At 41.0% G+C, this 11,121-nt stretch carries 14 protein-coding genes; 6 read left to right on the top strand and 8 right to left on the bottom strand.

Annotated elements, in window-relative coordinates:
* Positions 1–543: 543 nt before the first annotated feature.
* Both sodA and ADA55_RS00925 read right to left on the bottom strand, forming a co-directional pair.
* Positions 544–1,152, bottom strand: a complete 609-nt coding sequence (gene sodA / locus ADA55_RS00930; RefSeq protein ID WP_034308436.1) for a superoxide dismutase SodA — start codon at positions 1,150–1,152, stop codon at positions 544–546.
* Between the two features lie 143 nt (positions 1,153–1,295).
* The gene (locus ADA55_RS00925) at positions 1,296–1,781 is read right to left on the bottom strand and encodes a DUF456 domain-containing protein (protein ID WP_048677991.1); all 486 of its coding nucleotides are present in this window, start codon (positions 1,779–1,781) and stop codon (positions 1,296–1,298) included.
* Positions 1,782–1,943: 162 nt separating this feature from the next.
* Here ADA55_RS00925 and ADA55_RS00920 point away from each other — a divergent pair, with 162 nt between their 5' ends.
* The 4 genes from ADA55_RS00920 to ispG all read left to right on the top strand — a co-directional run bounded on the left by ADA55_RS00920 (position 1,944) and on the right by ispG (position 4,799).
* The gene (locus tag ADA55_RS00920; RefSeq protein ID WP_048677990.1) at positions 1,944–2,711 is read left to right on the top strand and encodes a DUF1189 domain-containing protein; all 768 of its coding nucleotides are present in this window, start codon (positions 1,944–1,946) and stop codon (positions 2,709–2,711) included.
* A gap of 173 nt (positions 2,712–2,884) precedes the next feature.
* A complete protein-coding gene (locus ADA55_RS31265; protein ID WP_082162761.1) occupies positions 2,885–3,028 on the top strand; it encodes an anti-repressor SinI family protein in 144 nt (47 codons plus the stop codon).
* A gap of 113 nt (positions 3,029–3,141) precedes the next feature.
* Positions 3,142–3,474 (top strand): hypothetical protein, encoded by a 333-nt coding sequence (locus tag ADA55_RS00915; protein WP_048677989.1) that lies wholly within the window; start codon positions 3,142–3,144, stop codon positions 3,472–3,474.
* 203 nt (positions 3,475–3,677) lie between these two features.
* The gene (gene ispG / locus ADA55_RS00910; protein ID WP_034308444.1) at positions 3,678–4,799 is read left to right on the top strand and encodes a flavodoxin-dependent (E)-4-hydroxy-3-methylbut-2-enyl-diphosphate synthase; all 1,122 of its coding nucleotides are present in this window, start codon (positions 3,678–3,680) and stop codon (positions 4,797–4,799) included.
* 94 nt (positions 4,800–4,893) lie between these two features.
* On the opposite strand, the gene ADA55_RS00905 is transcribed toward ispG, so the two are convergent.
* Positions 4,894–5,364, bottom strand: a complete 471-nt coding sequence (locus ADA55_RS00905) for a hypothetical protein (RefSeq protein ID WP_063594173.1) — start codon at positions 5,362–5,364, stop codon at positions 4,894–4,896.
* Positions 5,365–5,532: 168 nt separating this feature from the next.
* On the opposite strand from ADA55_RS00905, the gene ADA55_RS00900 reads away from it, so the two are divergent.
* Positions 5,533–6,117, top strand: a complete 585-nt coding sequence (locus ADA55_RS00900; RefSeq protein ID WP_034308447.1) for a 5' nucleotidase, NT5C type — start codon at positions 5,533–5,535, stop codon at positions 6,115–6,117.
* 36 nt (positions 6,118–6,153) lie between these two features.
* On the opposite strand, the gene ADA55_RS00895 is transcribed toward ADA55_RS00900, so the two are convergent.
* From ADA55_RS00895 to ADA55_RS00885, 3 genes are read right to left on the bottom strand one after another with little or no spacing between them, the layout of a single operon-like run.
* Complete coding sequence (locus ADA55_RS00895; RefSeq protein ID WP_034308449.1) at positions 6,154–6,579, bottom strand: Fur family transcriptional regulator; 426 nt, start codon at positions 6,577–6,579, stop codon at positions 6,154–6,156.
* A 15-nt stretch (positions 6,580–6,594) separates the two neighbouring features.
* Complete coding sequence (locus ADA55_RS00890; RefSeq protein WP_034308452.1) at positions 6,595–7,428, bottom strand: metal ABC transporter permease; 834 nt, start codon at positions 7,426–7,428, stop codon at positions 6,595–6,597.
* Between the two features lie 21 nt (positions 7,429–7,449).
* Positions 7,450–8,214, bottom strand: coding sequence for a metal ABC transporter ATP-binding protein (locus tag ADA55_RS00885; RefSeq protein WP_048677988.1), 765 nt, complete (start codon positions 8,212–8,214; stop codon positions 7,450–7,452).
* 211 nt (positions 8,215–8,425) lie between these two features.
* On the opposite strand from ADA55_RS00885, the gene ADA55_RS00880 reads away from it, so the two are divergent.
* Positions 8,426–8,686 (top strand): DUF2624 family protein, encoded by a 261-nt coding sequence (locus ADA55_RS00880; RefSeq protein ID WP_048677987.1) that lies wholly within the window; start codon positions 8,426–8,428, stop codon positions 8,684–8,686.
* A 109-nt stretch (positions 8,687–8,795) separates the two neighbouring features.
* On the opposite strand, the gene ADA55_RS00875 is transcribed toward ADA55_RS00880, so the two are convergent.
* Positions 8,796–9,689, bottom strand: coding sequence for a deoxyribonuclease IV (locus ADA55_RS00875; RefSeq protein WP_034308459.1), 894 nt, complete (start codon positions 9,687–9,689; stop codon positions 8,796–8,798).
* A 12-nt stretch (positions 9,690–9,701) separates the two neighbouring features.
* A complete protein-coding gene (locus tag ADA55_RS00870; RefSeq protein WP_048677986.1) occupies positions 9,702–11,015 on the bottom strand; it encodes a DEAD/DEAH box helicase in 1,314 nt (437 codons plus the stop codon).
* Between the last annotated feature and the right edge of the window lie 106 nt (positions 11,016–11,121).

The following is an 11,121-nucleotide window of genomic DNA, read 5'->3' as shown; positions in this document are numbered from 1 at the left end:
CAGGATGGCGATGACAGAGAAGCAGTTGCCCTTATACTGTTTTCCTTAAAGTCCTTCCTTTTAAAATTAAGAACAGTATAAAGAAAACTCTTCGACTGGGAGACGAAGGGGATGTTCATGAATTTGGGGTGTTCACTCGTGAATTCGGACTTTTACTCGTGTATTTCGAGTTTTCACTCATGAATTGGGGTGTTTACTCGTCAATCGATGCTTTTATTCGTGAATTTCGGGCTTTTACTCTGGAATTGGAGTGTTATTCGTGAATTTCGGGCTTTTACTCGTGAATTTCGGGCTTTTACTCGTGAGTTTTGGGCATTTACTCGTGAGTTTTGAGCTTTTACTCGTGAATTTGATGATATTACTCGTGAATTTGTGCGTTTCTCTTAAATTCGCAGCTTTTACTCCGTGAATTTCTTTCATCGAAACAAGCAATACGAGTTCCCTTTATTTGTTTTTCTTTCATATTCCCGTTCGGATAAAAGAAACAAAAAAAGACGGGTTTCCCTGAAAAGGGAATTCCCGTCTTTTGTTAGTTGATTAAAATTATTTTGCAGCGCTGTAACGTTTTGCAACTTCATCCCAGTTTACAACATTCCAGAAAGAATTGATGTATTCAGGACGGCGGTTTTGGTAGTTTAAGTAGTAAGCATGCTCCCAAACGTCCAATCCAAGTAGCGGTGTTTTACCTTCTGATAATGGATTGTCCTGGTTAGGTGTACTTGTTACTTCCAACTCGCCATTGTTGACTGCAAGCCAAGCCCAGCCAGATCCAAAACGAGTAGTAGCCGCTTTAGCGAACTCTTCTTTAAAGCTGTCAAAGCTTCCGAATTTTGAAGTGATGGCATCCGCTAATTCACCAGTTGGTTGTCCGCCGCCGTTAGGTGAAAGGATTTCCCAGAATAAAGTGTGGTTAGCGTGTCCGCCACCATTGTTGCGTACAGCTGTACGAACAGCTTCAGGTACTGCGTCAAGGTTAGCGACGATTTCTTCTACGCTTTTGCTTAGAAGTTCTTGGTTGCCTTCAAGCGCATTGTTCAGGTTTGTCACATATGTGTTGTGATGTTTAGTGTGGTGAATGTTCATTGTTTCTTTGTCGATGTGTGGTTCTAATGCATCATATGCATACGGTAATTGTGGAAGTTCAAAAGCCATAATAAAATTCCTCCCTATGTAAGCTGTTTTTTTGAGGGCTTCAGTTCTCGAAAGATACCTAAAGCTCGCTAGCAATAGAGTATCAAATTTTTGTAACCGTTTCAAACCATATGCCTCAATTTTTCATTTTTCGATTATTTTTCCTATGAGAATACCACGAATATAAAATATCCTATCATCAGAAGCTGAATGATGCCTTTTGTGATTACGCTGCTTATAAAGCCTACAACGGAACCTAGGCCGATTTTGGAAGCAGTGACAGGGTCTTGTTTATGTACCAGGATCTCTGCCAGGAATGCCCCGATGAATGGACCTATCAGAATTCCGACGAATGGAATCACGAATGGCCCGACCAGGAGCCCAATCGTACTGCCCCATATCCCCGCTTTCGTGCCGCCATACTTTTTGACCCCGACCATGTTGGCAATATAATCGGCTGCGAATAAAAGGATGACGAATAAAATTTGGACCGTCCAGAAAAACCAGCCAAAAGGTTCAAAAGAATAAAAAAGTCCATATAACAATATTCCGCCAAAAATGAACAAAACACTTGGGATGATTGGAAAAATCAGACCGACAAATCCCATTATGAACATGAGGGTGATTATTATCCAAAATAGTGTGTCCATATCTCAAAAGCCCCTTTCTCATTTAATTTATAATTTGATTTATCTCTCCATAATTACCTCATTACTGTTGTTTGAAACCAATGAAGCTGAATACAGGTTGTTTTATTTTTCCCATATAGTTAAAATTGGTTAGGAATCTTATAAAGATAGGTGCTGAAAACATTGAACATATTCAAACAACTTTGGGTTAGCATATTTTCCCCTAAAGATATCGCTTCCTTTCAAAACCAAGGTATCGGGAAAACGATTTTATACGTTTTCTTTATAAGTCTCATCGCCTTTCTCCCTTCAGCTTATTATTTCGGTACAATGATAGTTGACGGGATAGATGCCATGCACGAAACAGTATCCGAAGACTTACCGGCATTTGAAATCAAAAATGGCACGTTGACGACTGAAGAAGATGAGCCATTTAGCCTGAATAAAAACGGATATCAAATTTTTGTGGATGGCACGGGAGCCTTGACCCCGGAAAAGGTAGCTGCAGAAGCTGATGAGGCTGTCGCACTTTTGAAGTCTGATCTGGTTTTCGTATCAGGAGGCAATGTGCAATCCTCTCCTTATTCAGTTCTGGAGGGAGATAATCAGGAAATTTCCACTTGGCTTGATTCAGTTGAATCTGTGCTGCCGATCATCATTCCATTGCTTCTACTCATATTATACCTGTTTACTGCTAGCGGAATCTTCATTAAAGTGACAATCATTGCTGCTTTTGGTCTTTTTTTCAAAAATGCTCTTGGCCGTCCACTTTCCTACAGGCATCTTTGGAGAATTAGTGCATACAGCATAACTCTTGCCACCATATTCTTCACCATCATGGATGCTTTTCAAGCAATTGTACCATTCGCTTCCATCATTAGCTGGTTTGTTACATTAATGATGTTATATTTATCCATTAAAGAAACATCAGCCAATAAGATGGGAAATTGAAGTTAAATAAGATCCGGACCCACCTCGGTCCGGATCTTTTTGCTTTTGCACAAAACAGGGCAATCCTTGCCTTTCCCTCATATGACTACAGTCATCATTTTTTATATCTACTTAATTCGACAAAATACTCACCAAGTTATTACTATACTTATGATTGAAATAGTATTTAAGAGGTGATAGACGTGAAGGAGAGTCATATTGATGTACAGTGGTTGTTACTCATATTGGAGGCAAAAAAGAGTGGTCTGACCCAAAAGGAAATTCGCTCCTTTCTCAGCAATCATTCAAATAATAAGGATGTTACTCAACTGAAATAGACAATTTGAATGGCCACTCTCACATTCCATTTGAAAAATCGCCCATTTTCAGGCATATTTTTTGCCCCCTCCAAGTATAGATGAATTAAAGACAAGCTTGGGAGGATGGAAAATTGAAACGGCTACTGCTTTTTATCTCATTCTGTTTCACTTTATTTATTATTTATTTTGATTTGACTACGGGTACCCTGCCGGCTTCCCATCCACCTGCCCCTACTGGCGAACCGGCCGTGCCGGCCAGCCAGCCTGCATCCGCACCATCTGCCGCTTATAAAGAAATCACCATGCAACCTGGGGATACCTTACTCTCCATCGTTGAAAAGGGAAAAGGCGAATCCAATCACCCAATCGAAACGATCATCTCTGACTTTCAAAGTTTGAATGAAGGATTGAAGCCCGAAAATATGCAGATTGGCAAAACTTATAAAATTCCCGTTTATAAATAACTTTCAAATGGGGATTTGTGCCTTCACAAACACACTAAAGGGGATTTCCAAGCACCAAATATATCCTGAAATAGGAAATGTCACTTATTGAAAAAAGATTATGCGTCCTATTTCCTTGTCAAGCGGTATGTACATTGATACAATATTTCAGAGAAACAAATTAAAAATCAAAACTGATTTTTTCCTAAAGGAGAGAATTCCACTTGAGTGAAATCATACATCGCACCAAAACGCGGCCAATTAAAGTCGGAAACTTAACGATTGGCGGCAATAATGAAGTTATCGTACAAAGCATGACAACGACCAAAACACATGATGTTGAAGCAACGGTAGCAGAAATCCTTCGTCTTGAAGAAGCGGGATGTCAAATCGTACGCGTCGCCTGTCCGGATGAAAGGGCAGCTGACGCAATCTCTGAGATAAAAAAACGGATTAACATCCCTCTTGTAGTCGATATTCATTTCGATTACAAGCTTGCTCTGAAGGCAATCGAAGGTGGAGCGGATAAAATCAGGATAAACCCTGGTAATATCGGACGCCGTGAAAAGGTGGAAGCAGTCGTGAAAGCTGCGAAGGCTAAAGGAATACCAATCCGCATCGGCGTCAATGCTGGTTCTCTAGAGAAGAAAATCCTCGAGAAATATGGCTACCCGACTGCTGATGGAATGGTGGAAAGTGCTTTACACCATATCAAGATCCTAGAAGATCTGGATTTTCATGATATTATCGTTTCGATGAAAGCTTCCGATGTTAATTTAGCAATCGAGGCATATGAAAAAGCTTCAAAAGCATTCGATTATCCTTTACATCTTGGAATCACGGAATCAGGTACACTGTTCTCCGGAACCGTAAAAAGCGCTGCCGGACTAGGTGCCATCCTAAGTCAGGGTATCGGAAGCACGATTCGTGTTTCCTTAAGTGCCGATCCCGTCGAAGAGGTGAAGGTGGCAAGGGAGCTTCTAAAAGTATTCGGCCTAGCTTCCAACATGGCCACTTTAATTTCCTGCCCAACTTGCGGTCGAATCGAGATTGATTTGATTTCCATCGCCAATGAAGTTGAAGAGTACATCCAGACGGTTAAAGCACCAATCAAGGTATCAGTGCTTGGTTGTGCGGTAAATGGCCCTGGAGAAGCCCGTGAGGCTGATATCGGCATAGCCGGCGCCCGCGGTGAAGGTTTACTGTTTAGAAAAGGACAAATCGTACGTAAAGTGCCTGAAGAGACGATGGTCGAGGAACTGAAAAAGGAAATTGACAAAATCGCTGAAGAGTACTATGAAAAACAAAGAGCCGAAGCTGCTGCTGCAGCTTTACTAAATAAATAAAACAAAGAATCCCGAATTTTCATTATCGGGATTTTTTGTTTTTTATCATTTGAAAAACCCTTTGATGTAAATGACATCAAAGGGTTTAATGATGCTAAAAGAACGGCGCGATAAATATGCCAACGATGATGGAGACAGCACCTATGCCGATGGCCCAAGTACCCAGGTTCGATCCCCGGCTTCTGGCCACTATTCCTACAATGATACCCACAATCCCTAAAAGGAAAGGCATCATGAATAACGATAAAATGGAGATGATCAATGCTATGACACCAATCGCTTTTCCTCTTGATGCCACTCCCCCTAAACCATTATCCTCTGCAGGCTCATCATTTTTATATGACCTGATTCGCTGAGGCGGTGTTGAAATCTCGGCAGACGTTTCTTCCTGATACCGGTTATCCAAATTGGTTATGGTCCCACGGCTCTCATATCGTCTGTCATCTTCAGGTGTATCTTCATTATAATACCGCTCATGATGCTGATCATCCACAACGGATGGTTCACTGCCCTCTTTTGCCAATTGCATTTCATCGTCAATACTGGAGTATTGATCTTTTTCCATTCGTGCATCCCTCACTTTCGTTTGTGAAGCATTTATAGTGTATGTAAAAATCGCAGGAACCCATCGTGAAAATGGTTTCATGTCTTGGAAATAAATACGGGTTTTTACCAAAGCTATGATGGGATATGTTACACTATTACAAGTATTGAAAATGAGGAGAGATTCATCATGAAAAAACGTTTTGGCATCGATATAGACGGGACTGTCACAAGACCTGATTCCATGGTTCCCTTTTTAAATAAAGCATTTCAACTGAATTTAGCTTATGAAGACATAACGGAATATGACTTATTGCCTTTCGTGAATGTTCCAAAAGAAGATTTCACTAAATGGTTCATCGAGACCGAGCCGCTCATCTATTCCGAATCATTATTGGCTGAGGGTGCGAAAGATGTATTGGAAAAATGGACAGAACAAGCCAACCTTTATTTCATCAGTGCCAGGAGCTCCCGTTTATTGGATGTAACGAAGAATTGGTTCACGAGTAATCAAGTCCTATATGATCATATAGAGCTTGTAGGTTCACATGATAAGATTGCTGCAGCCAAAAAATTCGAAGTCGATCTCTTTTTGGAGGACAAGCACGATAATGCAGTGGCGATTTCAGAAGAGTGTAAAATACCCGTGATTTTATTTAATACCCCTTACAACCAAGATCCCGTGCCTGAAAGGGTGATTCGGGTCAACAATTGGCAAGAAGCCTCTGCCTGGGTGAATCAATGGATGTCAGGGGAACCGGCAACTATAAAATGAGACAAGAAAAAACCATTGACTTGAGGTCAATGGTTTTTATGCTTCCAAAGATACGCTACATGCAGGACAGCGTCCGTAAATTTCAAATTTATGCCCCGAAACATCGTAGTCCTTCAAGCTTTCCTGAAGTTCCTGCATCGGGCACAATTCAATTTCTTTCGTTTTTCCACAGTTCAAACAGATGAAGTGGTGATGGTGGGAAGAATGACCGCATGTAAAACGAAAACGCTTTTCCCCTTCCAACTCGGTCGCTTCAAAGATGCCCAGTTCGACAAATAATGAAAGATTTCTGTAAATCGTATCGAAGCTTAAACCTGGATAATCCTGTTTCATATTCTCCAATACATCTTTGGCCGTTAAATATTTATCGCTGGAAGAGAAAAGCTGAAGCATTTCTTCCCTCTTTCCTGTATGCTTAAAACCTTTATCTTTTAAAAGTTGCATGGCAGTAGTTACGTTCAAAATACATCACCCCATCTATCGATTTTTCCACTTATCAAACAAAATTGACAAGATGAGAATTAGTACAGCTATTATTACAATGGTCCCGCCGGGAGCGAGGTCAAGGTTGTATGATAAGAATAATCCGCCTATGACGGAAACTTCACCGAATAATACCGAATAACCAATCATCTGCTTAAAGCCCTTAGCAAAGCGGAGACTGGCTGCTACCGGGAGCGTCATGAGCGAAGAAACAAGTAATATGCCAATGATTTTCATGGAAGCGGCAATAACCAATGCGACCATGACAATAAAAATAAAATGAATCGCTTTATAAGGGATTCCAGACGCTTTGGCATGCTCTTCATCAAATGATAACAGGAATAATTCTTTATACAATAAAGTGAGCATCAAGGCTACGACTAGCCCCACTGCCAAAATGACGTACAAGTCCGCCCGGCTGACGGCACTGACACTGCCGAATAAATAACCATATAAATCGGTATTGAAACCATCAGCAATGGATATGAAGATGACACTAAGACCCATGCCGCCGGACATAATGATCGGGATTGCAAGCTCTTGGTAATGCTTGTACACCCCTCTTAATTTTTCAATGAATAATGAACCACCTACAGAAAACGCCATTCCAATATAAAGTGGATTCAATCCTGCTAAAGATAGAAAGCTCTTCTGCAGCAATAAACTGAACGCTATACCAGCAAGCGCTACATGACTGAGCGCATCGGAAATCATCGACATCCGCCTTACCACGACAAAAACGCCCACTAATGGCGCAATCGCTCCGATGATGATTCCGGTCAAGAATGCGTTCTGCAAAAATTCAAATTGCAATATCCCCGATATCATTGGGCTATCCTCCAAAACATATTAATGATCATGATTTAAAAATTGGACTCCATGTCCATAAATGGACGAGAGTTCACCTTCATCCAACTCATTATATTCACAGGCATCCCCATGAAAATGAAGCTTTTTATTCAAGCAGGCAACATGTGTGACTTTATCGGTCACAGTACCAACATCATGGGTTACTAAAATCAGGGTTATTCCTAATTTTTTATTCAACATCTCAAGCATTTCATAAAATTGGTGGACGTTTTTTGAATCAACGCCAACAGTGGGCTCATCCAATATCATCAATTCCGGCTCGCTGACCAGTGAACGGGCAATGAATACCCTCTGCTGCTGGCCTCCGGACAATTCCCCGATATTGCGGTTTTGATATTCCAGCATGTCCACTGATTCCAGAGCCTTCTTCACCTTTTGCTTATCCCCTTTGCCAGCGAACTTAAATAAGCCTATTTTTTTGGTCAATCCGCTCTGAACCACCTCAAATACAGTGGCAGGGAATCCAGAGTTGAAGGAATTCGCCTTTTGGGAAACGAACCCGACCTTTTGCCAATCTTTAAAGCGCCGAATGTCTTCACCGAATATTTCAATTTTCCCCTTTTGGAGCTTGAACAGACCAAGCAGCAACTTCAAAAGCGTTGATTTACCGGATCCATTAGGCCCGACGATAGCTAGGAATGCCCCTCTGGGAATTTCAAGCGAAACATGTTCCAGCACCAGATCTTTTGTATATTTGTAAGATATATCTTCAAATTTAACTATGGGGTTTACTACATTATCCAAAGAGATCACCTATTTTTTAAGAATCATTACGATTAACAATCGTTAGTATAAATCAAAGAAGTCCAGATGTAAAGAATCCGGTCCTCCGAACAAGTGCCGATATGCCTTGAATCACAAAAAAATGTTATCTGAACCAATTTCATAATCAAACAAAGTTTCAAGTTCACATACGTCCACTTCCTTCATATGTTTTAACAAAGGAGGAGATCGTTTGAAATTATTTGAAATGATGGTCAATCATAAAATCAACAGTATACGCCCAGATGAATTGCTTTCCCTTGCTAAACAGCATAAGGTTGCACTCACTCAAAAACAAGCACAGGATATTACTGCACTTCTAGCCGGTAAAAATATTAACATTTTTGATATTCGTCAAAGACAGAACGTACTTGGTCAAATTACAAAAGTTGCCGGAGCAAGCACGGCCAGGGAAATAGAATCCCTCTTCAACAACCTTACATCCAATTTTTAAAGATTCCAAGCCTGCTGACGACAGTCTTTATTTGGGCATACTTAATCCAAATGCAAAATGAAAGGACGATTCATCTTCATATCGATGAATCGTCCCTTTCTATTTGTGATTATTGGAATCTGATCTTTTCCAATAAATCTTCTTCAAATTGTTTATTCTTGAACATATCAATTTCGAATTTATATGGGGCCTTTTTGTCTTTTTTGTCTTCCCCTACATAAGGTGTTTCCAGGATTTTAGGAACAGAGCTTAATTGCGGATGGTGGACAATATCATTCAAAGCCTTAAAACCAATATGACCGAAACCAATGTTTTCATGGCGGTCCTTACGCGTGCCGCGTTCGTTTTTGCTGTCGTTTATGTGAAGTACCTTGATGCGGTCAACACCGACCACTTTATCAAATTCATTCAGTACTCCATCGAAATCCTCGATGATATTATATCCGGCATCGTGAGTATGGCAAGTATCGAAGCAAACCGATAATTTTTCATTATGGGTCACACCATCAATGATCATCGCCAGCTCTTCGAAAGACCTGCCACATTCGGAACCCTTACCCGCCATCGTTTCAAGGGCAATCTGAACTTTATCGTCGGCAGTCAGCACTTCATTCAAACCTTCGATGATTCTCTTGATTCCCAGTTCACTTCCAGCACCAACATGCGCACCTGGATGAAGTACGATCTGCCTTGCGCCAATCGCTTCGGTCCGATCGATTTCGCTGCGTAAGAAGTTGACTCCAAGTTCGTATGTGGCTGGATTCGTGGTATTTCCTATATTAATGATATACGGAGCATGGACGACGATATCACTGATTCCATTTTCCTCCATATGCAATCTTCCGGCTTCGATATTTAAATCCTCGATTTTTTTACGTCTTGTGTTTTGAGGGGCCCCTGTATAGATCATGAATGTGTTGGAGCCATACGAAGCCGCTTCCTGACTCGCAGCAAGAAGCATACCTTTCCCGCTCATTGAAACATGCGATCCAATCTTCAGCATCTGATTTCTCCCCTATTTCTTTCTCTGTATACGACGTTCGCGTTTTTTAAAGTTTTCCACATCTCGTTGAATTTTCTTCTTGTATCCTGGCTTGACTTTAGCTGGCTTCTTAATGTGCCTGCTCGCTTTAACATCGATATCAGATTTTTGTTTTTTACGGTTTTTCCGTTTATTACGCTCGTCGATATCAACCCAATCACCGTTTTGGATATCGGCATCACGGAACTCGATGCCCATTTTTTCAAGGCGGTTCAATGCATCTTCATCGGAAGTATCGTAAATGGTAGTGGCAATGCCTGAATATCCTGCACGAGCCGTCCTTCCCGTCCTATGGATATAAAAATCCAAATCTGAAGGCAATTCATAGTTAATGATATGACTTACACCTTCAATATCGATTCCACGGGAAGCCAGATCAGTCGCAACGATGAATTGATACTCCAAATCATTGATTTGCTTCATCATTTTTTTACGCTCACGAGGCGTTAAATCCCCATGAATACGGCCGACATTCAACCCTTTTTCGATCAAGGAATTAGCCACATGGTCCGCCATTTTCTTTGTGTTCGTGAAAATGATCGCCAAATATGGATTATAACGAACGATGATGTCATGAAGTAACTGCTCTTTGTTCCGGTGGCGAAGCGGTACGAGAACATGTTCGATTTTCGAAGCGGTCGCCTGTTTGGGATTCACCTGTACATACTTTGGATTCTCCATATATTTATTCAAAAACGGCTTCAATTTTTCTGGGATGGTTGCCGAAAAGACAAGCATTTGAATTTTTTCAGCCATACGTGATGCAAATAAATCGACATCTTCTATGAATCCCATGTCTAGCATAAGATCCGCTTCATCGACCACAAGCATTTTTGCTGTATACACCTGTAATGCCTGGGCTTCAACCAAGTCCTTGATCCGGCCCGGCGTACCAATTACCAATTGCGGCTGTGTCTTCAATTTATCGATCATTCGCTGTTTATCAGTACCACCGATATAACAACGGACTTGAATCTGCTCATCCTCAGGGAAATGGTCAGCAATTTTCAAAGCTTCTTTGTAGATTTGGTTCGCTAACTCACGGGTTGGTGCGGAAATAATCGCTTGAACCTCATTTTTACCAGCATCAAGCCTGTTCATGATCGGCAGCAAATAGGAATGTGTCTTTCCTGTACCTGTCTGCGACTGTCCAATTAAGCTACTTCCCTTTAAAAGCGACGGAAGCACGCGCTCTTGAATTTCCGTCGGCTTATCGAACCCTAAAGTACGAACCGCATCTAGAATGTAGCTTTTCAAATTAAATCGTTCAAATTGATTTTGTTTCATCAAAAAACCCCTTTATCCTGTCAGTCATAAGACATGTCCTGTTATTATAATAAATTTTACACAAAAAGCGCAAGCGCCTGGGTTGCTCGTGAAGAAAATAGGGATT

This window comes from Bacillus sp. 220_BSPC (genome assembly GCF_001054655.1).
GTDB lineage: Bacteria > Bacillota > Bacilli > Bacillales > DSM-1321 > Peribacillus > Peribacillus frigoritolerans.
Note: the sequence above shows the minus strand (reverse complement) of the source record. Positions and strands in the feature narration are given on the sequence as shown.

Excerpts from the sequence above, each read along its gene's own strand:
- sodA (WP_034308436.1), bottom strand. The coding sequence starts at position 1,152 with ATGGCTTTTGAACTTCCACAATTACCGTATGCATATGATGCATTAGAA.
- ADA55_RS00925 (WP_048677991.1), bottom strand. The coding sequence starts at position 1,781 with ATGGACACACTATTTTGGATAATAATCACCCTCATGTTCATAATGGGA.
- ADA55_RS00905 (WP_063594173.1), bottom strand. The coding sequence starts at position 5,364 with ATGGAAAAAGATCAATACTCCAGTATTGACGATGAAATGCAATTGGCA.
- ADA55_RS00900 (WP_034308447.1), top strand. The coding sequence starts at position 5,533 with ATGAAAAAACGTTTTGGCATCGATATAGACGGGACTGTCACAAGACCT.
- ADA55_RS00890 (WP_034308452.1), bottom strand. The coding sequence starts at position 7,428 with ATGATATCGGGGATATTGCAATTTGAATTTTTGCAGAACGCATTCTTG.
- ADA55_RS00875 (WP_034308459.1), bottom strand. The coding sequence starts at position 9,689 with ATGCTGAAGATTGGATCGCATGTTTCAATGAGCGGGAAAGGTATGCTT.
- ADA55_RS00870 (WP_048677986.1), bottom strand. The coding sequence starts at position 11,015 with ATGAAACAAAATCAATTTGAACGATTTAATTTGAAAAGCTACATTCTA.